Here is a 26,042-nt window from a genome sequence, read left to right on the forward strand (position 1 = left end):
GCCGTTTCATTAACCATCTTCGCCGGGCTTCCACCGTCCCCGGCTCGCTTGGGAAGAGAGGGTTAACTACTATTGATCCGTCATCGCGATCCATATATGATTTTGTCCATTATCATAGCAAACCCCAAAACCTTTTGTCAACGCCATCCTGCCTTTTTTTGCATCCAAAACCGCGACACGATCGGCTGACCGTTCCAAATGACTTCGCTTTTCGCCCGGCGCTTCGCGACTTCCGGCTCGTCAAGCAAGAGCCAAAAGTTTTTCACCGGCAAGTCGCCGAGCCCATGCTTCTCGCAAAGCCGCCGCAAGTAATGCCGCCGCTTGTCGCTCATATGTCGCGACACGTTGTCGCCATCCGGGCTGAACGCATACAAGACCGTCGCCGCCGCGACACGCGTGACGCGACAAACAGAGGCGGCGCGCAAAAAGAAGTCCCAATCCCAATAATGGTGGACAGTCGGGTCAAAGCAGCCGATCTCGTCATGGAGCGATTTTCGATACACGCTTCCAGACGGGACGTACGTCGAAAACGTCCGCATCGCTTCCAAATCATACTCATAGGCAAATAAAAAACGGGCGGATGGGACGCGCTGATCGTTTTCCACCCGATACTGGACAATTTCCGCATCGGCATAGGCGAAGTCCGCATGCTCGAGCGCCGCGGCCATCCGCTCGAGATGGCACGGCAACACTAAGTCATCGTCGTCGCAAAGCATGATGAGTTCGCCACGCGCCGCCTTGACGCCTACGTTGCGGACCGCGACATGTCCTTCGTTGTCGCGGCGGTCGATGAGACGGATGTCAAGCTCCGGGTACAAGGCGACGACATCATGAACCGGGACGCCGCCGTCATTGACGATAATGACCTCAAACGGCTTGTACGTCTGCCGGCTTAACGACTCGAGCAGCTCGGCAAGCGGATACGGGCGATTGTACGTCGGAATAACCACGGACACGGACGGACGCAAGATTGATTCACCGCCTCTCGCACTGGCTTTCCCCTTGGCGTCCGCGGGCGTCGATGCGCACACCCACCAAAAGCTTGGCCAATCAAAAAAGGGGCTTACCCTTAAGGTACCGCCCCTGCCGTTTGTTTGTCAATTTCGTCTTGCCTCCCCTAACGAGCACCACGAACCAAAGTCCGCAACTCTCATTAGAGATCTGCCTTAGAATGTCCCTTACAACGATTTTACTCATGCAAGCTCCTGCTGCTTCGTCTCGCTGCCCAACACCGCGACCGCCAAAACGGCGACAAGGACCGATAGACAAAACAGCGTGAAAATGGCCGTCACCGACACCCCTTGGGCGACAAGCGAGCCGACCAACAGTGGGCCAAAAATGCCGCCAATGCGGCCAAACGCCGCCGCCATGCCGGCGCCGGTCGCACGAATCGACGTCGGATACTGCTCCGGCGTATACGCATACAGCGCTCCCCAAGCGCCGAGGTTGAAAAACGACAAGAAAATGCCGGATGCCATCAGCCCGACGAGCGACTCGGCCGTGCCGAAAAAGTAAGCGCTCAATGCGGTGCCAAGCAAGTACGTGACCAAGACAAATTTCCGCCCCGCCCGCTCGATCAGCCATGCGGCGCTGAAATAGCCGGGCAATTGCGCCAGCGTCATGATGAGCACATATTCAAAGCTTTTAATTAAACTAAACCCTTTCATCACCATGACGCTCGGCAGCCATAAAAACATGCCGTAATACGAAAAGACGACGCAAAACCAAAGCAACCAAAGCATGACCGTCTCTTTCCGATGGGGAGCGGACCATACTTTGACGATATTGCTCCACACCGTCTCCTCTTTTTGCGCGGCCGCAAACCGCGGGGAATCAGGCAGACGGAGGCGCAAATAGATCGCATACAGCGCCGGAATCGCCGCCAGCCATAACGCCGTCCGCCATCCGTAAGCTGGTATGACGAAATACGAGATGAGCGCCGCCAACAGCCAGCCGCCCGCCCAAAAGCTCTCAAGCAGCACGACGACCCGGCCGCGGTCTTTAGCCGGCACCGCTTCCGAGACGAGCGTCGACGCGACCGGCAGCTCGCCGCCAAGCCCCATGCCGATCAAAAAGCGGAGCGCCAAAAACGCCGCCAACGTCGTCGTCAGCGCCGACAGCCCGCTGCCGATCGAGAATAATAACAATGTGACAATGAAAACCTTTTTCCGCCCGATCCGGTCGGCCAGCAACCCGAACAAAAGCGCCCCGACCGCCATGCCGATCGAGTTGACGCTGCCGATCCAACCGACTTGTTCGGCGGTCAAGTTCCAATCTTTTTGCAAGGCGGCCATCAAAAACGACAGCATCCCGACGTCCATCGCGTCAAACAGCCAACCGAGCCCGGCAATGCCTAACAGCTTGCGCTGGGAAATCGTCGGTTCGTTCATGTGTATCCTCCTGTCATTATTAATGTCAAGACATATTCATTATAAAAGAAAATCATTGGCCTGTGCACTATACGGTTGATAATTTTTGCGAAAAATCAGCTCGAAGCCTTGAATAACAGGATCAAACACCAACATCCGCGATCCAGCCATCGTTCCATGGTTGGAACAAAAAGTTCGGCTAAAATCAGCTGCCATGCTTTTCATGATAGGCGCCAGTACAACCTTTTGGCAAAGCATCAAATCCTTTCTTCGTTCCCTCGTTCATGATGTTGATTTCGACCTCACATTTCGCACCCTTCCGACGAAAATCGGGAGGATCTTTTCGTTCCGATGTCGAATGAATCCTTAACACACAAGGAAAGTGAAGGAGTTTTTCTCTCATGGATGTGCAAGTCGAATCGGTCTATCGCAATTCTTATTTGAATATCATAAATGGGTTTCCCCCAATCGATTGACCATCTCGTTCCCGTCGATCCGCAGTGCCAGACTCGAGTCAACGATGCCGTTCAAGCCATTCTCTACAATGTGTTTGACGGCCGGCAAGCCCTCGTTCACTTGGAACAATGGGGGCACACGATCGACCTGGAGAAACTCATCCGTTCCGGGCTCCATCCTTCCCAGTTGAATGACGATGCGTTGACCCGTCATCTCGATCGTCTGTATGAGGCCGGCATTTACCGCGTCTTTCAGCGCCGGGTGCGTCCGTTCATGACTCCCGAACACCCGTTGAAGGGTCCTGGAGGCCGCAAGCTGACCCGTCCGACGGGACAGGCGATTTTTCAGCTGTTTCCATACGTGAACGTCGTCCTGTTCCAGCTGCCGGATGGACGCATCCAACGCGCACTGGATCGCTCCCTCACCCCGGATCAGCGAAGGATTCTGCAGGGATTGAGCATGGATGAGAGCATTTACGTGTAACGTGATACGGAACGACCAGATGTGGTAAAAAAAGGATTTCCATCACTCGTTGTGTTGGTCGGAAAGTTATTCTAAAAAACGAAATAAAAAATCCTTTCTTTCAACCCTGTTAGGGTGCGAAATGTGAGTACTAATATGGGTTATATGAACTTTTTGTGAACGACAAATTGCGACATACTTTTACTTTTTTAACCTTTTATAGTATTCATTGAAATAAATAAACCGATAAAAGGGAGGGGGAATTTATGAAGCTGTCTATGAAGTTGTTCAAAAGAATTTTATCTCCTGTTTTAGCTCTGTCTGTTTTGGCAGTAGCAGTACCTACTTCTGTTTTTGCCGCAGAGACAAACACGGTGTCACAACTCACCCCTTCTGTGGCGAAGGTCAACACAGTGTCGCCAAAGGTAGAAACACAGGGTATCAAAACTGCGGCTCTCAAGAAAGCGGTATTGACGTTAGCAGACATGCTGGAATCGCAAGCCATTAAAAAATTGCTCGACTTTGTTGAGGACTACGGCAGTAAAAAGGTAGCAGATACTATCAGGGAATATGCCGATAATATTGCTGATACCTTGCGGACCATAGCTTCTTGGAAAGACCTTTCTATCCAAATCATTCAAGATCAAGTTAGCGGGGCGTTATATGATCTGGGAGTACCACTGAGTACAGCGAGACAGGTTGGTTGGGTCATTTCAAAATTCGTAGACTGGGTATTACTATAGTACAAGGAGGGTGCTATGAACGAGGAAAGAATCAAGGATCTTGAAGCAAAATTGAGTCTAGCCACCGACGCAATTACGTTACTCTTAGATATGGTGAACAAGGAGCACAAAAGTTTTGCGATTCTGGCCTTAGCCACTGGCTTTACTGCCGACGAGTTGGAACGCCTGGAAAAGCTGTTTTATCACGCTGGCAAATCACAGTGGGACAAGGACACATTTGTGGCAGAGTTCGAGAAGCAGCTTCCCAAAAGAAGTGCAATGTTGAGAAGCATTTTGGAAGGGCTAAAGTCAGATGGAAAGTTCGTATCGTTATGCGAGAAGTATTTGGATTGACAGAAAAAACCCGCCCATGTCGAGGCGGGTTTATTTTTCTTCAAAACATCCAAATCTTCACCAAACGATTCTGTCAATGTCAAGAGAGTATGGAGATCGCGAAACTCAAAAACCTGTCGCTACTGGCCAGCATGACCGGCGACGTTGAGTGGCAGCATGAGTTGTGCGCGAGGCTGGAGAAGTTGTCGAGATGAAAAAGGAGCCCTTCTCGCTTGTGATATTATCCCTCTAGTGTAGACAGTTGGGAAAATGCCCATACTGTCAGTAAAAACACTGGAGGGATTTGTTTATGTTCGAGACCAAGCAAACATCGAAAGGGAAGACCACTTATTCCGTGGAGTTTAAATGGAGGGCTGTCCAGATGTACATCGAAGAAGGATGGGGATATAAGCGGATATGCCAAGAGTTAGGGATTCCCTGCACGAAAACGATCAGACTTTGGGTAAAACGTTATCATGAACATGGTCGAAAAGGGCTCGAAGAACGGCGCGGGACATCCAAGTCTCCATTCAAGGGAAGGCCTCGAAAAAAAGAGTGCAGTTTAGAGGAAGAGAATCGAAGACTGAAAGCAGAGGCGGAGGCGCAAATAGATCGCATACAGCGCTGGAATCGCCGCCAGCCATAACGCCGTCCGCCAGCCGTAAGCGGGAATGACAAAATAGGAAATGAGCGCCGCCATCAGCCACCCGCCGGCCCAAAAGCTCTCAAGCAGCACGACAACCCGGCCGCGGTCGGCAGCCGGCACCGCCTCCGAAACGAGCGTTGACGCGACCGGCAGCTCGCCGCCAAGCCCCATGCCGATCAAAAAGCGGAGCGCCAAAAACGCCGCCAATGTCGCTGTCAGCGCCGACAGCCCGCTGCCGATCGAGAATAATAACAATGTGACAATGAAAACATTTTTCCGGCCGATCCGGTCGGCGAGCAGCCCGAACACGAGCGCTCCGACCGCCATGCCGATCGAGTTGACGCTGCCGATCCAGCCGACTTGGCTGGCCGTCAAATTCCAGTCTGTTTGCAAGGCCGCCATCAAAAACGACAACATGCTGACATCCATCGCGTCAAACAGCCAACCGAGACTGGCAATGCCTAACAACTTGCGCTGGGAAATCGTCGGTTCGTTCATGTGTATCCTCCTGTCATTATTAGTGTCAAGACACCATCTACATTTCATTATAGAAGGAGAAAGGCGCAAATTCCATTATATATTGCTCATTTTCTCACAAAACGAGCCGTCGCATGGGACGATTTCCCACCTACACCTGCACTTGGGAGAGGCGATTCTCCACTCAAGACGACAAAAAAGCTGCCAAACGATTACCGCTCGTTTGACAGCCTTGTAGCTACAAGCATATGTTAGAGTTCCCATTTCTCGATATCCATATGAAGATGTCCATGGGTCCCGAACAAGATCGCCCGGTCGTCCGGATGCGGAAAAAACCGGGCGGTGAACTCCTTTCCCTGCCGCCCTTATTTCATTTTGACATGAAATAAGACCGTCTCGCCTTTTTTGGCTGATGCCTCGGCCTCTCTCTCGAGGCTTTCGAGGGCGTCGCCGTTCGTGATGATGATCGGCGTCACCGCGCTTTTCGCTTTCTCGCGCACAAGCGGCAAGTCGACAGAAAGAAGCCGATCGCCCCGTTTCACTCGGTCGCCGGCTTTGACATAGGCGGTGAATCCTTCCCCGTTCATCGACACGGTGTCGATGCCGACATGGATGAGCAGCTCCACACCCGCTTCCGAACGCAAGCCGATGGCGTGTTTCGTCGGAAAGAGCTGGATGATTTCACCATCGACCGGAGCGACGACATCCCCATCCGCCGGATCGATGGCGATGCCATCGCCCATCATTTTTTGCGCAAACACCGGATCCGGCACGTCTTCAAGCCGCATGATCGTCCCGTCAAGCGGCGCGGTGATCGTCTCTTCCTTCGGCTGTTGCTTGCCAAACCATTTTTTGAACAAAGCGTGTCATCCTTTCTTTTGCAGTTCATCTGAAAACAGTATACCGAAACGGAAGAAAACCGCAAGCCGTGCCGCCAAGATTCGGCGTTTTGATGCCATCGGCGGTAACATCTCCAATCGTTTTTAGCAACAAGGCGCCGAGCTCTTCTTCAACGAAATGGTCAGACATCAACTTCGCCGTCTAAATTTGCCCGATCAGATTGGCGATACCTTTGCCGTAAATATCCGGCGCCGAACCGTGCACCGGTTCAAACATCGACGGATATTTGCCGTTGACGTTCGTGTTCGCCACGGGAACGGCTTTCTTGCCAATTCCGTCGCTGGGAATGACGGCAATGTCCCATTTTTTCATTCTTGGGAGAATTCCTTCTTTCCTTCCTTGGACAGAAAGCGCAGCCATTCCTTTCTTTCATCATACAATAACGGTGGTGGATTCACATTTATGATAAAATGAAACTACAAATCATATGGACGATGCGAGGGAGTCAATATGTCTTATGATACCGACCCGTTCCGCGGCGAATTTGACAGCCTTGAAGAGTTTGCCGACCGCGTCAGCGACGTGCTGAAATGCCCGGTGACGATCGAAGACGCGAACCATCGGCTCATCGCCTACAGCGCCCATGATGATTACACCGACCCGGCGCGGACGGCGACGATCATCAGCCGGCGCGTTCCGGAAAAAGTGATCAACAGCTTATGGAAACAAGGCGCCATCCCGGCGCTGCTCAAAAGCCGCGAACCGGTGCGCGTGCCGCCAATTCATGATGTCGGCCTCGGCAGCCGCGTCGCTGTCTCGATCTGGAAAAACGATGAGGTGATCGGCTTCATCTGGGTGCTCGAAACAAACCGGACGCTTTCACCCGAGGAGATGGAATGGCTGAAGCTGGCGGCGAAAGCGGCGAAAAACAAAGTGCTGCAACTGTATATGCGCAAAAACAAAAAAGAAGAGCGGGTGCAAGAGCTGTTTTGGAAGCTGCTCACCGGCCACATCGCTCGTGAAGACGACATCCGCGCTCATCTCGCCGCGATGCAAATCCCGACCGCACCGCAGTTTGCCGTTGTCGTCTTCCGCTTTGCCGCCGATTTGACCGCCGAAATGGAGCGGCAAATTTCCTACTTATTGCAAACAACCCAGCAACTCCCGCTCCTTCTTTATACGACCGACGGCCGCGATGTGATTTTGCTGGCGGCGCCCAAAACCGACCAGCCGCTCAAAGAGCTGAATGCATTCATCGAGTCGTTCGCCGCCAAAATGAAAGAACGATTTCACATCCACGATGTGCAGTGCGGGTTTGGCGGCGTGTACGGCGCCTATCGCCTCATTGAAAAAAGCTACCGCGAAGCGCTCGCCGTCCTGGCGCTGAAAGAAAAGCTCGGCGATGAAATCAAGTCGGTTTACGGCTATGCCCAGCTTGGCATTTACCAATTTTTTGATTTTTTGCTTGAACAAAAGCGGCAAGGAGAATGGACCAACCCAGCGTTAACGAAGCTGCAATCGTACGACCAGAAACACCACAGCGACTTGGTCAAAACGTTTGAAACGTTTTTTGACCATAACGAAAACGCGCAAGAAACCGCCGACGTCCTCAACGTTCACCCGAACACGCTTGCTTATCGGCTCAAGCGGATTGCCGACATTGCCGAGCTTGATCTCAATGACATGAATCAAAAAATCAAATTATACATTGATATTAAATTAGCGAAATACGAAGCGCGCGGTTGAATTTGTGGAAATCCACAAAAACCGGGCGCTTCTTTCTCTTTTTTGAACAATGCCCGGCCCGTTCCGTCTCTTTTATACTATAAGTAAGGCCACTTCTGACGAGGAGGAACGATATCCATGATTATTGGAGTGCCAAAGGAAATCAAAAATAACGAAAACCGTGTCGCCATTACGCCGGCTGGTGTTTTGTCATTCGTTCAGGCTGGACATACGGTTCTGATTGAGAAAGAGGCAGGGGTTGGAAGCGGTTTCAGCGACAGCGATTACGCCCGTGCCGGAGCACAAATCATCGAGCGGGCGGAAGATGTTTGGGCGCAAGCCGATATGGTGATGAAAGTGAAAGAGCCGCTGCCAAGCGAATACGGCTATTTCCGCCCAGGTCTCATTTTGTTCACCTATTTGCATTTGGCCGCCGACCCGGAGTTGACGCGCGCCTTAAAAGAAAGCGGCGTCATCGCCATTGCCTATGAGACGGTGCAAGTCGGCCGCACGCTGCCGCTGTTGACACCGATGAGCGAAGTCGCCGGACGGATGGCCGCGCAAATTGGAGCGCAATTTTTAGAAAAACCGTACGGCGGCAAAGGCATCTTGCTTGGCGGCGTCCCAGGCGTCGCCCGCGGCAAAGTGACGATCATCGGCGGTGGGGTCGTCGGCACGAACGCAGCGAAAGTCGCGGTCGGCCTCGGGGCAGATGTCACGATTATCGACTTGAACGCGGATCGCCTGCGCGAGCTTGACGACATTTTCGGCAACCAAATTACGACGCTCATGTCCAACCCAATGAACATCGCCGAAGCGGTTGCTGAGGCCGACCTTGTCATCGGCGCCGTCCTCATCCCGGGAGCGCGGGCGCCGAAGCTCGTCACCGAGGACATGGTGAAAGCGATGAAACCGGGTTCGGTCATCGTCGATGTCGCCATCGACCAAGGGGGCATCGTCGAGACGAGCGACCACGTCACGACACATGACGACCCGACGTACGTCAAACACGGCGTCGTCCATTATGCGGTCGCCAACATGCCTGGCGCCGTCCCGCGCACCTCGACGATCGCCTTGACGAACGTCACGATGCCATACGCCTTGCAAATCGCCAACAAAGGCGTCATCCAAGCCATTACAGACAACCCGGCGCTTGAGCTTGGCGTCAACGTCGCCAACGGCGAAATCACGTACGAAGCGGTCGCCCGCGACCTCGGTTACCGCTACGTCCCGGCCCGCGAAGCGCTCGGGAAAACGTTGGCCGCCAACTAACCGTGATGGACACGGCCGGCAACACGCGCTGCCGGCCGCCTGTTCATCATTGTCCATTCCCATGATCGCCCGCTCATAGCGGGCGGCTTTTTTTTTATCGTCCTAAACCGACAAAGCCGCCATTTCTACAAGTGAGCGTAGGCGGCGGGAGTATGTCACCCGTTGCGTTATGCCAAATCATTTTCGTTCGGCAAAGCGGCCAGTGTATAATGAAAATAGAAAGCTGGAAAGAAGGTGATTTCGTGAACGTTCCGGGAAAACAGGCGGTATCGCTTGAAGAATTTTATCGCATGCGGGAAACAACCGATCGTATTTTAGAATATATTGATGGCGCTGTGTTGATGTCTCCCTCCCCTTCGACCCAGCACCAACGCATATCGGGGCGATTGTACGTCAAACTGTTCCACTTTTTAGAAAAAAAGCCGTGCGAAGTGTTTCATGCCCCTTTTGACATCGAACTAAAGAACGAACGGATCGAAGGCAAGAAAATCGTCGTTCCTGATTTAACCGTGATCTGCGATCGAAGCGGATTAACGGACAGCAAATTTGTCGGCGTCCCAACGTTGATCATTGAAATTTTAAGTCCTTCCAACCAGGCGTATGATCTCGTGTTCAAATTGAACTTGTATATGCAATACGGAGTCGGTGAATATTGGATCGTGAACCCTATGCACTCTGTTGTGCAAATCTACTCGCTCAATGACGACGGACAATATGAACAAGCCGGCGTCTGGAAAGAAACCGGCATGGCATGTTCGCGCGCGCTTGACGGTTTTTCTGTTGATGTAGAACAACTATTTCGTCCTTGAGGGCGTCTTCATGATATAATCTTGTAGAACAAAGGAGTGATGACGATGACGATGCCAAAAGCGTTAACGATCGCCGGGTCAGACAGCAGCGGCGGCGCCGGGCTGCAGGCGGACTTGAAAACGTTCCAAGAGCTTGGCGTATACGGAATGACGGCGATCACGACGATCGTCGCCATGGATCCGCACAACCGTTGGGCGCATCAAGTGTTTCCGGTGGACTTGGCGACGATCGAAGCTCAGCTTGAGACGATCATCGTCGGCGTTGGCGTCGACGCCTTCAAAACGGGGATGCTGCCGACGACGGACATCATTGAACTGACCGCGCGGACGATTGAAAAGCATGGTTTGAAACATGCCGTCGTCGATCCGGTTATGGTGTGCAAAGGGGCGGATGAGCCGCTCCACCCGGAAAATACGGTATGCTATCGGGAAACGCTCGTACCAAAAGCAACGGTCGTGACGCCAAACTTGTTCGAAGCAGCGCAGCTTTCCGGCCTGCCGCGCATTGAAACGGTTGAAGACATGAAGGAAGCGGCCGGGCGCATTCATGAGCTTGGAGCCCAATACGTGATCGTCAAAGGCGGGCGGAAAATTCCGCACGACTATGCGGTCGACGTCCTTTACGACGGTAAAACGTTTGAGCTGCTTGAGTCGGAACGGATTGACACGACGTATACGCATGGCGCCGGCTGCACGTTCTCGGCCGCCATTGCCGCCGAACTGGCGAAAGGCCGACCGGTGAAAGACGCCATTGCGACGGCCAAAGCGTTCATCACCGCCGCCATCCGCCACTCGTTCCCACTCAACGAATACGTCGGGCCGACGCATCACGGCGCGTACCGCCGCTACGGCGAACAATAGACAAGGCCTCGTCCTTGTCTTTTTCCGCAACTCCCCTCCTTGGAATTAGGAAGGGAGCGAGGCCTGCACATACCGAAAAAGCAAATGCCTCCAAACGATTTGCATGGCGCTAAAATAGATGCCATATGGAAATAGAAAGGAAGGTGCCGCCATTGCGCGTCTCGGCTGTCCAATATCATCTTCATACCATCCGTTCGTTTGATGAATTTGCCGCGCAAGTGACGCATTACGTCAAAACGGCGCAAGAGTTTGACGCTGAGTTTGTGTTGTTCCCGGAATTTTTCACCACCCAGCTGCTCTCGATTCCGCTTGACGACGGACGGCAAGCGACGATTGATGACTTGCCGAATTATACCGAAAAATACACCGAGCTGTTTATGTCGCTCGCTAAAGACACCGGCATGTATTTGATCGGCGGCACGCATGTCATCCGCCAAAACGGCAAGCTGTACAATGTCGCTCATTTATTCACGCCGGATGGGCACATCCATCAGCAGGCGAAATTGCACATCACCCCGACGGAAGTGAACGAGTGGAATATCGCTCCAGGCGACGGCGTGCATGTGTTTGAAACGGACAAAGCGACGATCGCCATTTTGACGTGCTATGACATCGAGTTTCCGGAAATCGTTCGCATGGCGCGCGCCAAAGGGGCAGATGTCATCTTCTGTCCGTCGTGCACCGATGACCGGCACGGGTTTTACCGCGTACGGTATTGCTGCCACGCGCGGGCCATCGAAAACGAAGTGTATGTCGTCACGACCGGCACGGTCGGGTCGCTTCCGACGGTCGACTTTATGCGCGCCAATTTCGGCCAAGCGGCCGTCATCACGCCCAACGACATCCCGTTCCCACCCGGCGGCGTGCTTGCGGCCGGCGAGATCAACGACGACATGGTCATTACGGCTGACCTCGACTTATCGCTTCTTCGCAAAGTGCGGGAAAAAGGATCGGTCGCGACATGGCGCGACCGGCGCATCGACTTGTACCCGGATTGGAATCAAGTGAAATAGTCCTAAACGACAAAAAGGGTGCCCCTGCGCAAGGGGACACCCTTTTTCCTATTTTTAGGACAGCAACTGCTTGAATCGATCAAATTGTTCAGCTACTTTCCCTTCTGGCTCCTTCGTCAGCAAGCTGACGATCACAATCGCTGCCAAGCTGGCGGCAAAACCGGGGATCATTTCATACAACAGCCCTTTTAAGTAGGCGGATTGCGTCCAAAGAATGACCGTCAATGCCCCAGCGACCATGCCGGCGAGCGCCCCCCATTTCGTCATCCGCCGCCAGCATAAGCTCAACAGAATAACTGGGCCAAACGATGCGCCAAATCCAGCCCACGCATAGCCGACCAAGTTTAAAATCGTGTCGTTTTTCGTGTACGCCAGCGCCGTTGCGACAATGGCGACAATGAGCACCGACAAACGCCCGACGAAGACAAGCTCCTTATCCGAAGCCGCGCGGCGGAACACGACTTTATACAAGTCTTCGGTCAGCGAGCTCGAGGTGACGAGCAGCTGGGATGAAATGGTGCTCATAATCGCGGCTAAAATCGCCGCCAGCAAAAACCCGGTAATAATTGGATGGAACAAAATGTGCCCGAGCTTAATAAATACCGTTTCAGGATCATCAAGTTTCATGCCGCGCTGCGAAAAGTAAGCGATTCCAAAAAGACCCGTCAACATCGCTCCGACAACCGAGAAAATCATCCAACCCATGCCGATGCGCCGGGCGCTTTTCATTTCTTTGACCGACTTGATCGCCATAAATCGGACGATAATGTGCGGCTGGCCAAAATAGCCGAGCCCCCAGGCAAATAACGAAATGATGCCAAGAACACTCGTTCCTTTCCATAAGTTCAACAAGTTGGGATCGATGTCGCGGATCGTCTCAATCGTATCTACTGGCCCGCCTGTATGGAACAGCGTCACCACCGGCACCAGAATCAACGCAATGAACATAATCGTCCCTTGCACAAAGTCCGTCCAGCTGACGGCCAAAAAGCCGCCAAACAGCGTGTAAGCGACGACAACGCCGCCGACGATCCACAAGCCCGTATGATAGCTGACATCAAATGAGTTTTCAAACAACACGCCGCCCGAAACAAGGCCGGACGATACATAAAACGTGAAAAAGACCATAATGACAATGCCGGATGCCATGCGCAACAATTTCGTGGCATCACCGAATCGGTTTTCTAAAAACTCTGGAATCGTAATCGAATCGTTCGCCACTTCTGTATAGACGCGCAAGCGCGGCGCAACGAACAGCCAGTTTGCATAAGCGCCAAGCGTCAAGCCGATGACGATCCATGCGGCGCTCACTCCATCGATATACATCGCCCCCGGCAGCCCCATTAGCAACCAGCCGCTCATGTCGGAAGCCCCGGCGCTAAGCGCGGTCACCGCCGGCCCGAGCGTCCGGCCGCCAAGCATATAATCGGACAAATTCGACGTCCGCTTATACGCCCAATAGCCGATCCACAGCATGCCAACTAAGTAGACAATGACTGAAAATAAGACCATGTCGTGCTCCCCTTCCTTTGTTGTCTTGTCACCTACACTCTTATCATAATGGAACAAATAATATTTATACAATAGTATTTATTTTTTTCCAAATCCGATAAAATAAAAGAAATTTAAAAAAGATGTACAACACTATCTCTTTCTGATATAATATTTAGTAAATTCAGAATCATCCATAACCGCAACTCCCTTTCATGAACATTATTTCATAAAAATTCAATCCGTTTTTATTTATCAGGATAAAACCATTGATAAAATACATATTTTCCTATTAAGGAGTGGATACCAAAATGTTCAAACAATTATTTTTATAAAACCTATTGCATAACCAAAAAAATATTGATAGTATGATAATCGTTCATCGACATGATTTCAAAGGGGGATTTTCACATGCTTAAAATGAAGAAAGGTTTATTCGTGGCTGTTGTTGCCGCGTTGCTGATGGCGCTCGCTGCCTGCGGCGGCAAGTCAACGGAAACAAGCTCGTCATCGGGCGGCGATGGGGAAGCAAAGAAAAAAATCGTCGTCGGGACAGACGCAGCGTTTGCTCCGTTCGAATATATGGATAAAGGAAAAATTGTCGGCTTCGACGTCGATCTTCTCGATGCTATTATGAAAGAAGCCGGTCTTGACTACGAATTGCGAAACATCGGCTGGGATCCGCTGTTCGCTTCGCTGCAAAGCAAAGAGGTCGACATGGGGATTTCCGGCATTACGATTACAGATGAACGGAAGCAATCGTATGACTTTTCTGATCCATATTTTGAAGCAACGCAAGTCATCTTAGTCAAACAAGGCAGCCCGGTGAAAAACGCTCTTGACTTAAAAGGGAAAACGATCGGCGTGCAAAATGCGACAACTGGTCAAGAAGCAGCAGAAAAGCTTTTTGGGAAAGGCCCTCATATTAAAAAATTCGAAACAACAGTCGTTGCCATTATGGAGCTGTTAAACGGCGGCGTCGATGCTGTTATCACCGACAATGCAGTGGCGAACGAATATGTAAAAAACAATCCCAATAAAAAGCTGCAAGTCATTGAGGACCCGAAAAACTTCGCTTCAGAATATTATGGTATGATCTTCCCAAAAAACAGCGAATTGAAAGCAAAAGTGGACGAAGCATTAAAAAACGTCATCAACAGCGGCAAATACACCGAAATCTATAAAAAATGGTTTGGAAAAGAACCGAAGCTTGATCGATTAAAACAATAATAAGCGTGCGAACAAAGAAAATGCGTAACTACCCGCAAGTTACGCATTTTTCGTAGAGAAAGGTGAGAACGATGGATTTTCGTTTTGATATTATTGTCGAATACGCCCCTTACTTTTTCCAAGGTTTGCTGGCAACAATTGGTGTTTCTTTGGCTGGCATCATTTTCGGCCTCATTCTCGGCTTGTTTATCGGTCTCGGCAAAATGTCAACCAACCGCCTCGTACGGTTGCCCTTCTCATGGTACATTAACTTTTTTCGCGGCACGCCGCTTGTCGTGCAAATTTTGCTCGTCCATTTCGGTGTCATGCCGCTCTTTTTCGCCCAACCAAATGGCATCGTGTCTCTAGCTGTCTCCCTTTCGCTCAATTCAGCTGCGTATGTAGCAGAAATTTTCCGCGCCGGCATCCAGTCCATCGACAAAGGGCAAATGGAAGCAGCCCGTTCGCTTGGCATGACGCACGCACAGGCCATGCGCTACATTATTTTGCCGCAGGCGCTGAAACGGATGATTCCGCCGTTTGCCAACGAATTTATCGTCTTGATCAAAGACTCGTCGCTTGGAATGGTCATCGCCGCCCCGGAAATCATGTATTGGGGCAAAGCGGCCGCTGGTGAGTATTACCGCGTCTGGGAGCCATATTTAACAGTCGCGTTCATCTATTTAATCTTAACGCTTTCCTTAAGCAAATTGTCACATTATCTTGAAAGGAAGTATTCAACCCAATGATCGACGTACGCCAGTTGAAAAAATCGTTTGGATCGCTTGAAGTGCTGAAAGGGATCAATGTCCATATTCGCGAAGGGGAAGTGGTCGTTGTCATCGGGCCGTCCGGCTCGGGGAAATCGACGTTTTTGCGCTGCTTAAACTTGCTTGAAGATTTCGATGAAGGAGAAATTATCATTGACGGCATCAACTTAAAAGCGAAAGACACGAACTTAAACAAAGTGCGTGAAGAAGTGGGCATGGTGTTCCAGCGCTTTAACTTGTTTCCGCATATGACGGTGCTGAACAATATCACGCTGGCACCGATGAAAGTGCGCAAATGGCCGCGTGAAAAAGCGGAAGCGAAGGCGATGGAGCTGCTCGCCAAAGTCGGGCTGAAAGACAAAGCGCATGCCTACCCGGACTCCCTCTCCGGCGGACAGGCGCAACGCGTTGCCATCGCCCGGGCGCTCGCCATGGAACCAAAAATCATGCTGTTTGACGAGCCGACATCAGCGCTCGACCCGGAAATGGTCGGGGAAGTGCTCTCGGTCATGAAGCAGCTGGCCAATGAAGGGATGACGATGGTTGTCGTCACCCATGAAATGGGCTTTGCCCGCGAAGTTGGCGACCGCGTCCTGTTTATGGACGGCGGCTACATTATCGAAGAAGGCAAGCCGGAAGATTTGTTCGACCGCCCGCAGCACGAGCGGACGAAAGCGTTTTTGTCAAAAGTATTTTGACACTCCACACGGCTAAAACCGTGGGATTCTTGGGTCGTTGGCGTCCTCATCCATTTCTGGTTCGGACAACGCAAAAGCTTCAGGGGTGTGCCATCACCCCGTCCCATCGGGTTAAGATGTACCCCGATGGGCGGCGCACCTTTGACCAATGCGCTAGGTTAGGGGGCAAGGCCCGAAATCGCTTTGGCGATGTTGATCGCGCCATTCAAGTCGGCGTGGAGGGTGTATCCGCATTTTTGACATCGGAAGCGGGTGCCGTTTCGGTTCGCTTTCTCTCGATGACCGCACTTGCACGTTTGGCTCGTATAGGTCGGATTCACCCACTCCACCCGAATGCCTGCCTTTTCGGCTTTGTAGGCAATCATCGTTTGCAGTTGGTGAAAGGCCCAAGAATGAAGGCTTCGTCCTGCTTCTTTTACCGAAGCGGCTCGTTTCCGAATCCCCGTCAACTCTTCCATGCGAATCACGCCAACACCGTTGGCGAGCGCAAAGTTGACAATTTGACGACTGATTTTATGGTTCATCTCCTTCATCCAGCGGGACTCTTTGTTTCCGATTTTTCGCACTGCATGGAGTTTCTTATTTCTTTGCAATGTGCGCCGAAGGGCGGCATACCGCCGGCGAATAAAGGCGCATTGGTTCCCTTTGAAAAACAACGATTTCGTGCCTACGCTGGCAACGGCGATATAGCGAAGTCCCAAATCAACGCCCATCACCTTTGTTTCGTGTCGCGGCTCCACTTCAAAGGTGATGGCGATCGCCAAATACCATTTCTTTCTCTTTTTGTAGAGCTTGGCGGCCCCTTGTTTGGCGGTTCCATTGATAAGCCGATTCAGCCACGTTTCCTGATAGGAACGCGCGACGACCGGTACGCCAATTCGTTTCTCCAGTGTGGGGAATGAAACCGTGTAGAACTCTCCTTTCTTTTCCACCTTTACGTTTTGGTTGTTAAAGCAACACCATAATGTTCGGAACTTCTTTGTTTTCTGGTTTTTCTTTTGAGACTTCACTTCTCGAATCGTTTGATTCACGACGGCGGAAGGAAACCGCTGCAGCGAAAACTCCTTAAAAATTTTGCTCGTCGCTTGATTCAGCTCGGGATGATTCAACAGCCAATTCGCAAACGCGGTATTCACTTCTGTCATCCGTTCATACATGTCTTGTTTGACTTTCGTTGGGTTGTGCAGCTCCAGCCTGAGTGTGATCGTGGGCATGGCTTCACCCCCTTTTCTTTTGAGATTCCACATAGCGTTTTATTGTTTCACTTGATACATTCCCTGCTGTACTAACGAAGAAAGAGCGTGTCCAAAGACTAGGCAAATGAGACAAGTGTTGAAATTCTTGTCTTAATCGTCTGGAAGTCACTCCTTTCACTCTTGCCATAATATTTGATGGAGAATCAGAAGGGAGACAATTCAAGAACAAATGGCAATGATCAGGCATCACTTCCATAGCAAGGATGACCCAATCATTCTCTTGGCAAATTTCTTCTACTAACTGCTTGAATCGCTCTTCCACTCTGCCTACTAACACTTTTCTTCGATAACGCGGACAGAAAACAAAATGATAGTTAATTAAAGATACAGTTGTTTTCGTTCTTCGATATTCTTGTTCCATATTATTAATTGTATCAGTTTAATGGTTATACTGCAACGTCTAAAGATAAAAATGGTTGCTCTAAGCAATCCCATTAAGGATTACCGAGCAACGCCGTCTTTCATCCCACGATTGAAACCGCGGGCTTTCAGAAGCCTTTTTGATGGCGGAAATGCCGCTGGCCTTCAGAGACGGAAAAAAGCCGGCCGAACCCCGGCCAGCCTCGCTTTACAACACAAACTGCATCACCCAAATCGAACCGGCGACAACGACAATGGCGATAAAGAAGCTGTACGCCATGTTGAATGTTTGAATGCGGCCGCTGTCGCTTTCGTTGACATGCATGAACATAAACAGCTGCAAGCTTGCTTGAATCACCGCAAACACAACGATGATGACAATGACCGCTTTGAGCGGCAGTCCGGATGAGAGCGCCACCCAAAGGGCGGCAAACGTCAAGACGAGCGACAACAAAAACCCAATGATATGTTTCCACGGAAATGATTCGTGATGGCCGTTCGTGCCCATGGTTAGATCACCATCCCTAACAAATAGACGAGCGTGAAGATGAAAATCCAAACGACGTCCAAAAAGTGCCAGTACAAGCTGACAATAAACACTTTCCGCGCTGTTTTCGGCGTAAAGCCGCGCTGGAGGAGCTGGATGATGATCAAAATCATCCAGCCAATTCCTAAACTGACGTGGGCGCCGTGCGTGCCGACGAGCACGAAAAAGCTTGATAAAAATGCGCTCGTCTGCATCGTCGCTCCTTCATGGACGTAATGGATGAACTCGCGAATTTCAAACGTAATAAACCCGGCGCCAAGCAAAAGCGTCACAAGCAACCAAGCGATGAGCCCGCTTATGCGGCCGCGGCGCATTTCAAAAATGGCCAACCCGCACGTAAAACTGCTCGTTAAAAGCAACAGCGTTTCAATCAGAACGTCTTTTACCTCAAACAGCTCCCCTGCCGTCGGCCCCGAGCCGGTCCGTTGGAACAAGACGAGATACGTCGCAAACAGCGTCGCAAACAACGCGACTTCCGCCCCGAGGAAAATCCAAAAGCCCAATATGTTCAACCGACTCTCTTGCGTCCGATACTCCAACGGCAGCGTTTCATCATAGCGATGTGCAGCTTCTCCCATTCGTTACGCCCCCTTTCGCGCCGCCTGCTCCATTCGTTTAATCTCATCAACCGGAATATAGTAGCCATCATCGTCTTCAAATGAGCGGAGAATCAATCCAAGCACAATGAACAACGCGCCAACAATGGCCAACGCAAACCATTTGAACACGAGGCCGAACCCAGCGACGAAAAACGCCACCGACATCCAAAACGGGCGTCCTGAGTTGCTTGGCATATGGATCGGCTTCAAGTCTTCTTCTTTCACTTGGAAGCCGCCATATTTTTTCTTCATCACCCAATATGCATCCACATCTTCGACAACCGGCGTCACCGGGAAGTTGTAATGCACCGGCGGCGACGCGGTCGCCCACTCGAGCGTCCGCCCGTTCCACGGGTCGCCGGTCATGTCGCGCTCGCCGTAGCGCGCGCTGTAATAAATGTTATAGCAAAGCACAATGAACCCGATGCCCATCAAAACCGCCCCAACCGTCGCGACGACGTTGAGCGGCGTCCAGCCGAGACCAGCCGAGTACGTGTACATGCGGCGCGTCATCCCCATCAACCCGAGGAAATACATCGGGAAGAAGCAGACGTTAAACCCGATCATAAACAGCCAAAACGTCCATTTGCCGAGCCGCTCGTTTAAAATATGGCCAAACATTTTCGGATACCAGTAATGCAAGCCAGCAAAGCAGGCGAACACCGTACCCGCGATCAACACGTAATGGAAGTGGGCGATGAGAAAATAGCTGTTATGGTATTGATAATCGGCCGCGGCCATTGCCAGCATCACACCTGTCACGCCGCCGATGACAAAGTTCGGAATAAACGCCAGCGACCAAAGCATCGCTGTTGTAAAACGAATTTTCCCTTTTCGGATCGTAAACAGCCAGTTGAAAATTTTCACCCCGGTCGGGATCGCGATCGCCATCGTCGTGATCGAGAAGGCAGAGTTCACTGCCGGCCCTGCGCCCATCGTAAAGAAGTGGTGCACCCAAACGATAAAGCTCAGGAACGCAATGCCGACGATCGAACCGACCATGGCCTTATAACCAAACAAGCGTTTTTGGGCAAACGTGCTGACGACCTCCGAGAAAATGCCGAACGAAGGCAAAATGACGATATACACTTCCGGGTGACCCCAAATCCAGAACAAGTTCGCCCACAACATCGACATGCCGCCATTGGCCATCGTGAAAAATTGCGTGCCAAATACGCGGTCGAACGTCATTAATGCCAAGGCGACGGTCAATACCGGGAAGGCGAAAATAATAAGCACGCACGTAATGAGAATCGTCCACGTAAACATCGGCATGCGCATCAACGTCATGCCTGGCGCGCGCATTTTTAAAATCGTGACAAGGAAGTTGATCCCAGTCATCAATGTTCCGATCCCGGAAATTTGTAAAGCGACGGCGTAATAGTTGTTGCCGACGCCATGGCTGAATTCGTTGCCGGCAAGCGGGAAGTACGCCGTCCAACCGGCATCCGGCGATCCGCCGATGACGAACGAAATGTTAAACAGCAACGCACCGAAGAAAAAGAGCCAAAAGCTTAACGCATTCAAATATGGAAACGCGACGTCGCGCGCCCCGATTTGCAGCGGAACGACAATGTTCATCAAACCGATGATGAACGGCATCGCCATAAACAAGATCATAATCGTCCCGTGCGTCGTAAATATTTCATTGTAATGCTGCGCGTCAAGAAACTTCATGTTCGGCGCGGTCAGCTGCGCCCGCATCAAAAGCGCATCGACGCCGCCGCGGAAGAGCATCAAAACTGCGCAAATAATGTACATGACGCCAATCTTTTTATGATCCACCGTCGTGAGCCATTCGTTCCACAGCCATTTCCATTTTTTAAAATATGTCAACACAAACACAATGCCGACCATCGTCAAGACGATGGCGACATCGGCGGCATAAATGAGCGGCTCACCCGTGACAAAAAACTCGCTCCATTTCATCTTTCGCTCCTCCTTTCCTACTCCCCATGATGATGACTGTTTGTCATCGCTTCATCGCTTTGATCGTCGTTTTTCATTGGCTTTCCATCTGCATGATGGCTGTTTTGTTTCGCATGGTCAATCCATTGTAAGTGGGTGTTCGAAAACGTCATTCGCCCAACAAGCCCCGGTTTTAAAATTTGTGTATATTTTTTCTCATCGAGCTTCGGGGCGGTTTGTTTCACTTCATTTACCCATTTGCGGAAGTCCGTTCCCGTTTGTGCGACGACCTCAAACTCCATATGGGCGAACTTTTCCCCGGAAAAGTTGGCGCTCCGCCCCATGTAGGAACCGGGCTTATCGGCTTGCAAGATCAGCTCTGTCTCCATGCCGTCCATCGCATATTTTTGCCCACCTAATTCCGGCACCCAAAACGAGTTCATCGGTCCGACCGAAGTCAGCTTAAACTTGACCGGCACACCGGCCGGAATATGGACGTAGTTGACCGTTTCAATGTTTTCTTCCGGATAGCTGAAAATCCATTTCCAGTTCGCCGCCGTCACATGAATCGTGATCGGTTTCACTTTCTCGGTCGGCGGCTTTTCCAACGCAAACGTCGCCTTCACTGTTGGAACAGCGAGCGCAGCGACAATCAAAATCGGAATGGCCGTCCAGACGACTTCAAGCAACGTGTTCCCTTCCTCATCCGGCGGCTCATAGCCGGCATTTTCCGGCTTCTCGCGATAACGAATGAGAAAAACGGCAAATAACGTAAATACAACAACAATAATGAACAACATAAAGCCGACAGACCACATGATCAAATCATACTGCATGCGCGCCACCGGCCCTTGCGGATTGAGCACGGCCGTGCGCTCCACGCAGCCCCCAAGCAAAAACAAAAACGGCAAAACCAGCACCGCGCGCCATCTCGCCCGTTTCATCGCTATCGGTCCTCCCTCTTCCGCCCCAACCATTTCGGGGCCTTCCATGCATTTTCTTTTGTCTCTACCATATCAAAATTGAAAATGTTTGAAACGAATGAGCGAAAAAGTTCATAAATCAGCAAAACATTTGTCACAAACTGTTCAATCATTGTTCAACAAATCGCCACTTGTTTTCCTCGTTTAGGGAAATATTGATGAGAAAGGAGAGTTGCGGAAAAGCCCGCCATAAAACAAGACAGCTGAATTCTTTATGAAAAAGAACCCAGCTGTCCTTCGTTCGTTTGAATGGCATATCCTTGTTGCTGCAACTGTTTACGAATGCGTGGGTTTAACGTTTGCCACATCCATTGTTCATACAACGCCTTTTTCTCTCCAGGCAATAAATAGTAGTGTCGGCCGGCCTGGCGGCGCGCCCGCTCGGTGACATCATAGAGCGCTAACGCAGCGGCGACGGAAATGTTAAAGCTTTGCACAAAGCCGTACATCGGAATGACAAACGTTCCGTCCGCCAAGCGGAGCGCCTCTTCCGACACGCCGCTATGCTCGTTGCCAAACAACAGCGCTGTCGGTTGGGACAGATCGATGTCGGAAACCGGAATCGTCCCCTCACCAAAATAGCTTGCATACACTTGATACCCTTGACTTTTCAAATCGGCAATGGCCGTTTTGATATCTGGCTTATGGTGGAGCGTCAGCCACTGATCGGCATAGCGCGTCACAAGCCGGTTCGGCGAAAACGGCGCCTTTCCCGTCACGATATGAACGTCTTGAACGCCAAACGCTTCAGCCGTCCGCAGCACCGCCGCTTGGTTATGCGGGTCATCGACCGCTTCGATCAAGACGGTAATATAGCGGGTGCGCTCATTCAAAACCTCATACATCCGCCGAAGCCGCCTTGGCAAAATCATTTCCCAAACCGGACGCGTCGATTCGGTGATCAGCCCTTCTTGCCGCAGCTGTTCCAAAAATGATGTCGCTTCCCGTTCTTCCACAACGCATCCCCCTTTCCAAGCCTAGCGTATTCTGTGTTTCCCATTGTACAAAATGACAGGATGCCAAGGCAATTCATGTATTTTTAAATACTATTCAGATTATTAAATATATAATAACTTGAAAACATTGCTCATTTACAACCTCTTTATCTATCGGTTAGTATTATAATGTAAGCGCTTCAAAAATACTTTTTCAAAAAATATTATTTATTATCAAAAGGAGGAGAAACAATGGAGCAAAAACAGCCGCAATTGCATCGAGGCTTAGAAGAACGGCATATCTCGCTCATGTCGCTCGGTGCGGCGATCGGCGTCGGCTTATTCCTCGGTTCGGCGTCCGCGATTGAAATGGCCGGGCCGGCGATTTTGCTCGGCTATGCAGTCAGCGGCGCCATTATGTTTTTCATCATGCGTGCGCTAGGGGAAATGGCCGTCGAACACCCGGTCGCTGGTTCGTTCAGCCGCTATGCTTATCAATATTTAGGTCCGCTCGCTGGCTACTTGACCGGCTGGAATTACTGGTTTTTATGGGTGGTCACATGCATCGCCGAAATTACAGCTGTCGGCATTTACATGCAGTTTTGGTTCCCGGACACGCCGCGCTGGGCGTGGGCGCTTGCCGCGCTGGTGCTCATGACGTTCATCAACTTTCTCGCGGTGAAAGCGTACGGGGAGTTTGAATTTTGGTTTGCGTTAATCAAAATCGTGACAATCGTCGCCATGATCATCATCGGCCTTGGCATGATCCTCTTTGGCATCGGCAACGGCGGCGTCGCCACCGGCATCAGCAATCTTTGGAAGCACGGCGGCTTCTTCCCGCACGGGATCAGCGGCGTTTTGATGTCGCTGCAAATGGTCATGTTTGCGTATTTAGGCATCGAAATGATTGGCGTAACAGCTGGGGAAGTGAAAAACCCGCAAAAATCGTTGACAAAAGCGATTAACAGCGTCTTTTGGCGCATTTTGATCTTCTACGTCGGCGCACTGTTTGTCATCATGTCCATTTATCCGTGGAACGAAATTGGCGAAAAGGGAAGCCCGTTCGTGCTGACGTTTGAAAAAATCGGGATTCACGCCGCGGCTGGCATCATCAACTTTGTCGTCTTGACCGCCGCCTTGTCGTCATGCAACAGCGGCATTTTCAGCACCAGCCGGATGCTGTTTAACCTCGCCGAACAGCAAGAAGCGCCGAGCGCATTCGGCCGGCTGACAAAGCGCGGCATTCCGGGCGCGGCCTTGATCGCCACTGCGCTTGTCATGCTTGTCGGCGTATATTTGAACTACGTATCGGAAAAAGTGTTCCAATGGGTGACAAGCATCGCCACATTCGGCGCCATTTGGACGTGGGCGGTAATTTTGCTGTCCCAGCTGAAATTCCGCAAACAGTTGAGCGCGGAACAAGCACAACGTCTCACGTTCAAACTTCCGCTTTATCCGTACAGCTCATACGTGTCGCTTGCCTTTTTGATCGGCGTTGCCGCCCTAATGGCGTATTTCCCGGATACGCGCATCGCTTTGATCATCGGCCCAGCCTGGCTGCTGCTTTTGACGGCAGTATACTTCGCCAAAGGAATGCATCGTCGCCAGCATGGCCAAGCCAAAGAAAAGCAAGCTGGATGACAAGTCCGATCAAAAGAGAGGGTGTCCCCATCCTTGCGGGACACCCTCTTTATAAAACAAAAAGCAGGAAATGTGCAATCGCAGACCCCATCCTTCCGATCGGTGTATTTCCGTTTGGATCATGACTCGCTTTCATCCTTTCATTCATCAACCGCTATGTAGGCTTGGCGCGGATGATTGGGCTGATCCGGGTATTTTAAGCGGATTTTCCCTTCTTCCAACAGCTTTCCTAAATAATTGTTGCGCAATCCATCCGGCGTTCGTTCGAGCAGCTCAGCCAGCTCTTTCAGGCGCAGCGGCCGCTCGCGGCATAACCGAATGATCAATTGTTCCATGACCGCTGGAGCCAACCGTTTTTTTCGCCGTGCCAATTCTGCCATCTTCCATAGCCGTTCGTCGATCGTTTCCCCTTTTTCGTTGCCGTCATGCATACTGATGTCGTTGTTTACGGAGCTAAGCAAGCTATTTACGAACTTCAGCTCTTTATTTATAGAGTTCGACGTTATATTTACGGAGTCAGACTCATTTTTTATGGAGTTTGACCCGATGTTTACGGATTTTTTGGTTATATTTACGGAGTTTTCTTCGTTGTTAACGGAGTTGGTGTCTATACTTACGAAGTTTAGTTCGTTAGTTATGAAGCTCTCGGTTTCCTGTCCGCTGCCCGCATCCAGCCATTCGGGTTCCGGCTGTTCCAGCTGTCCAGCCGGTTCTGTTTCCATTGTTGCGCTCATTTCAGCTGGAAATTGCAGCGGACACAACACAACGATTGTACGGTCTGGATTCGTTTGCTGCGAGATATCGACCGGACAGACAAGCGCCTGTTCCTGCATATCACACATTCGCTTAAGGCCCGATCCCGCGCGTTTGCATACGTCGATCAGCAAAAACATTTTAAAAATATTCGGGTTGCGCAAATTGCTCGTATGCCCCGCCATTGCCGCTTCAATCGGGATGCGAAACCGTCCCGGGTTGGCAAAGCGAAATGAACGATCCTCTTTTTCGACGGTGATGCCGCCTTCCTCCCCATAATCGGCATGAACGATGGCATTCGCAAGCGCCTCGCCAAGCAGAGCGCGCCCTTCATCCGACCAAACGTGACGCTCCAGCTCAGCCAACACGCGAAAATAAAAATCGTAAATGTTGCCCGACCATGTGCCGTCTTGTGATGTGAACCGCTTCGTCCATCCTGCCGCTTCATCGTCAGCGTGCTCTCGATATTCCAAAAAGTATTGCGGCAGCACCTCGGTGATGATCCGCTCCTCACTGAACATCAACAATCCCGCGAGCGTCAGCCCTTCTTTGCTGCTGTCGCGCAGCTTGCCCCACGCGCCGATTTTGTATAAAAATTCTTTTGTCTCGAGCCCGTTCCACGGATGGCCCGGTTTCACCCGAGCAAACCGCTCGCGGTAATGGCTGACGGTCTCGAAATTGAGCTCACTTAAGCTGTAATGCTCTAAAATCAGGCTGTCTGCCAGCGCATGGGGGCGTTCATGAAACGAATTTGTATATTTATTCACTCCCGATCTTCCTTTGACGTTATTTTTGCAAAACAGTTTGATTCTCTTTTTCTATTGTACCATCTTTCCTTCTCCTTGCGGATAGTTGCCAAAAAAAGAAAACGGTTGTGGATATGTGGAATAGTTCGCCCGATAAAAGG

24 protein-coding genes and 3 pseudogenes are annotated in these 26,042 nt (G+C 51.1%); 13 read left to right on the plus strand and 14 right to left on the minus strand.

From position 1 onward, the window contains the following. Positions 1 to 137: 137 nt before the first annotated feature. Both GC56T3_RS17765 and GC56T3_RS17770 read right to left on the minus strand, forming a co-directional pair. The gene (locus tag GC56T3_RS17765; protein WP_013146664.1) at positions 138 to 968 is read right to left on the minus strand and encodes a glycosyltransferase family 2 protein; all 831 of its coding nucleotides are present in this window, start codon (positions 966 to 968) and stop codon (positions 138 to 140) included. Positions 969 to 1,193: 225 nt separating this feature from the next. Further along, positions 1,194 to 2,390 carry an MFS transporter gene (locus tag GC56T3_RS17770; RefSeq protein WP_013146666.1) on the minus strand — a complete coding sequence of 399 codons (1,197 nt, stop codon included), beginning with the start codon at positions 2,388 to 2,390 and terminating at the stop codon, positions 1,194 to 1,196. A gap of 380 nt (positions 2,391 to 2,770) precedes the next feature. Between GC56T3_RS17770 and GC56T3_RS19080 the strand changes: the two are divergent. The 4 genes and pseudogenes from GC56T3_RS19080 to GC56T3_RS20370 all read left to right on the plus strand — a co-directional run bounded on the left by GC56T3_RS19080 (position 2,771) and on the right by GC56T3_RS20370 (position 4,988). Further along, positions 2,771 to 3,308: pseudogene (locus tag GC56T3_RS19080) on the plus strand (DUF4277 domain-containing protein). 245 nt (positions 3,309 to 3,553) lie between these two features. Next, positions 3,554 to 4,030, plus strand: a complete 477-nt coding sequence (locus GC56T3_RS17780) for a hypothetical protein (RefSeq protein WP_013146667.1) — start codon at positions 3,554 to 3,556, stop codon at positions 4,028 to 4,030. A 15-nt stretch (positions 4,031 to 4,045) separates the two neighbouring features. Continuing rightward, complete coding sequence (locus GC56T3_RS17785; protein WP_013146668.1) at positions 4,046 to 4,363, plus strand: hypothetical protein; 318 nt, start codon at positions 4,046 to 4,048, stop codon at positions 4,361 to 4,363. A 289-nt stretch (positions 4,364 to 4,652) separates the two neighbouring features. Then, a complete protein-coding gene (locus GC56T3_RS20370) occupies positions 4,653 to 4,988 on the plus strand; it encodes a transposase (protein WP_013146669.1) in 336 nt (111 codons plus the stop codon). On the opposite strand, the pseudogene GC56T3_RS17795 reads toward GC56T3_RS20370, so the two are convergent. The 3 genes and pseudogenes from GC56T3_RS17795 to GC56T3_RS20100 form a co-directional block, all read right to left on the minus strand. Beyond that, positions 4,935 to 5,486 (minus strand): annotated as a pseudogene (locus GC56T3_RS17795) (MFS transporter); the annotation flags it as partial. The gene GC56T3_RS20370 and the pseudogene GC56T3_RS17795 overlap by 54 nt on opposite strands. A 344-nt stretch (positions 5,487 to 5,830) precedes the next feature. Next, complete coding sequence (locus tag GC56T3_RS17800) at positions 5,831 to 6,325, minus strand: PTS glucose transporter subunit IIA (protein WP_013146670.1); 495 nt, start codon at positions 6,323 to 6,325, stop codon at positions 5,831 to 5,833. 25 nt (positions 6,326 to 6,350) lie between these two features. Then, a pseudogene (locus tag GC56T3_RS20100) lies at positions 6,351 to 6,620 on the minus strand (isocitrate/isopropylmalate family dehydrogenase); the annotation flags it as partial. 195 nt (positions 6,621 to 6,815) lie between these two features. On the opposite strand from GC56T3_RS20100, the gene GC56T3_RS17810 reads away from it, so the two are divergent. From GC56T3_RS17810 to GC56T3_RS17830, 5 genes are all read left to right on the plus strand, one after another. Beyond that, on the plus strand, positions 6,816 to 8,051 hold the full coding sequence (locus tag GC56T3_RS17810; RefSeq protein ID WP_013146671.1) for a CdaR family transcriptional regulator: 1,236 nt from the start codon (positions 6,816 to 6,818) through the stop codon (positions 8,049 to 8,051). 117 nt (positions 8,052 to 8,168) lie between these two features. Then, positions 8,169 to 9,302, plus strand: coding sequence for an alanine dehydrogenase (ald, locus tag GC56T3_RS17815; protein WP_013146672.1), 1,134 nt, complete (start codon positions 8,169 to 8,171; stop codon positions 9,300 to 9,302). A gap of 209 nt (positions 9,303 to 9,511) precedes the next feature. Further along, complete coding sequence (locus tag GC56T3_RS17820; RefSeq protein WP_049775767.1) at positions 9,512 to 10,111, plus strand: Uma2 family endonuclease; 600 nt, start codon at positions 9,512 to 9,514, stop codon at positions 10,109 to 10,111. A gap of 45 nt (positions 10,112 to 10,156) precedes the next feature. Beyond that, entirely contained in the window at positions 10,157 to 10,972 is an 816-nt protein-coding gene (gene pdxK / locus GC56T3_RS17825; protein WP_013146674.1) for a pyridoxine/pyridoxal/pyridoxamine kinase, read from the plus strand. Positions 10,973 to 11,124: 152 nt separating this feature from the next. Continuing rightward, entirely contained in the window at positions 11,125 to 11,985 is an 861-nt protein-coding gene (locus tag GC56T3_RS17830) for a carbon-nitrogen hydrolase family protein (protein WP_013146675.1), read from the plus strand. Between the two features lie 54 nt (positions 11,986 to 12,039). Here GC56T3_RS17830 and putP read toward each other — a convergent pair whose 3' ends face one another. Next, entirely contained in the window at positions 12,040 to 13,497 is a 1,458-nt protein-coding gene (gene putP, locus GC56T3_RS17835) for a sodium/proline symporter PutP (protein ID WP_013146676.1), read from the minus strand. 390 nt (positions 13,498 to 13,887) lie between these two features. Here putP and GC56T3_RS17840 point away from each other — a divergent pair, with 390 nt between their 5' ends. The 3 genes from GC56T3_RS17840 to GC56T3_RS17850 all read left to right on the plus strand — a co-directional run bounded on the left by GC56T3_RS17840 (position 13,888) and on the right by GC56T3_RS17850 (position 16,153). Further along, entirely contained in the window at positions 13,888 to 14,706 is an 819-nt protein-coding gene (locus GC56T3_RS17840; RefSeq protein WP_013146677.1) for a basic amino acid ABC transporter substrate-binding protein, read from the plus strand. Between the two features lie 71 nt (positions 14,707 to 14,777). Next, positions 14,778 to 15,434, plus strand: a complete 657-nt coding sequence (locus GC56T3_RS17845; RefSeq protein WP_013146678.1) for an amino acid ABC transporter permease — start codon at positions 14,778 to 14,780, stop codon at positions 15,432 to 15,434. Then, positions 15,431 to 16,153 (plus strand): amino acid ABC transporter ATP-binding protein, encoded by a 723-nt coding sequence (locus GC56T3_RS17850; RefSeq protein ID WP_013146679.1) that lies wholly within the window; start codon positions 15,431 to 15,433, stop codon positions 16,151 to 16,153. Before GC56T3_RS17845 ends, GC56T3_RS17850 begins: the two co-directional genes overlap by 4 nt. 158 nt (positions 16,154 to 16,311) lie before the next feature. On the opposite strand, the gene GC56T3_RS17855 is transcribed toward GC56T3_RS17850, so the two are convergent. The 7 genes from GC56T3_RS17855 to GC56T3_RS17880 form a co-directional block, all read right to left on the minus strand. Then, a complete protein-coding gene (locus GC56T3_RS17855) occupies positions 16,312 to 17,367 on the minus strand; it encodes an RNA-guided endonuclease TnpB family protein (protein WP_013146680.1) in 1,056 nt (351 codons plus the stop codon). A gap of 4 nt (positions 17,368 to 17,371) precedes the next feature. Beyond that, a complete protein-coding gene (gene tnpA / locus GC56T3_RS19090) occupies positions 17,372 to 17,770 on the minus strand; it encodes an IS200/IS605 family transposase (protein WP_013146681.1) in 399 nt (132 codons plus the stop codon). A 207-nt stretch (positions 17,771 to 17,977) separates the two neighbouring features. Continuing rightward, positions 17,978 to 18,277 carry a cytochrome aa3 quinol oxidase subunit IV gene (gene qoxD / locus GC56T3_RS17860; protein WP_013146682.1) on the minus strand — a complete coding sequence of 100 codons (300 nt, stop codon included), beginning with the start codon at positions 18,275 to 18,277 and terminating at the stop codon, positions 17,978 to 17,980. 2 nt (positions 18,278 to 18,279) lie between these two features. Further along, a complete protein-coding gene (gene qoxC / locus GC56T3_RS17865; protein WP_013146683.1) occupies positions 18,280 to 18,894 on the minus strand; it encodes a cytochrome aa3 quinol oxidase subunit III in 615 nt (204 codons plus the stop codon). Positions 18,895 to 18,897: 3 nt separating this feature from the next. Then, positions 18,898 to 20,844, minus strand: a complete 1,947-nt coding sequence (gene qoxB, locus GC56T3_RS17870; protein ID WP_013146684.1) for a cytochrome aa3 quinol oxidase subunit I — start codon at positions 20,842 to 20,844, stop codon at positions 18,898 to 18,900. Between the two features lie 17 nt (positions 20,845 to 20,861). Continuing rightward, on the minus strand, positions 20,862 to 21,767 hold the full coding sequence (qoxA, locus tag GC56T3_RS17875; RefSeq protein ID WP_013146685.1) for a cytochrome aa3 quinol oxidase subunit II: 906 nt from the start codon (positions 21,765 to 21,767) through the stop codon (positions 20,862 to 20,864). A gap of 251 nt (positions 21,768 to 22,018) precedes the next feature. Beyond that, complete coding sequence (locus tag GC56T3_RS17880) at positions 22,019 to 22,762, minus strand: RNA methyltransferase (RefSeq protein ID WP_013146686.1); 744 nt, start codon at positions 22,760 to 22,762, stop codon at positions 22,019 to 22,021. A 231-nt stretch (positions 22,763 to 22,993) separates the two neighbouring features. Here GC56T3_RS17880 and GC56T3_RS17885 point away from each other — a divergent pair, with 231 nt between their 5' ends. Further along, entirely contained in the window at positions 22,994 to 24,382 is a 1,389-nt protein-coding gene (locus tag GC56T3_RS17885) for an amino acid permease (protein ID WP_013146687.1), read from the plus strand. Positions 24,383 to 24,522: 140 nt separating this feature from the next. On the opposite strand, the gene GC56T3_RS17890 is transcribed toward GC56T3_RS17885, so the two are convergent. Then, the gene (locus GC56T3_RS17890; RefSeq protein WP_013146688.1) at positions 24,523 to 25,902 is read right to left on the minus strand and encodes an ATP-binding protein; all 1,380 of its coding nucleotides are present in this window, start codon (positions 25,900 to 25,902) and stop codon (positions 24,523 to 24,525) included. Positions 25,903 to 26,042: the final 140 nt, after the last annotated feature.

The organism is Geobacillus sp. C56-T3 (assembly GCF_000092445.1).
Taxonomy (GTDB): domain Bacteria; phylum Bacillota; class Bacilli; order Bacillales; family Anoxybacillaceae; genus Geobacillus; species Geobacillus thermoleovorans.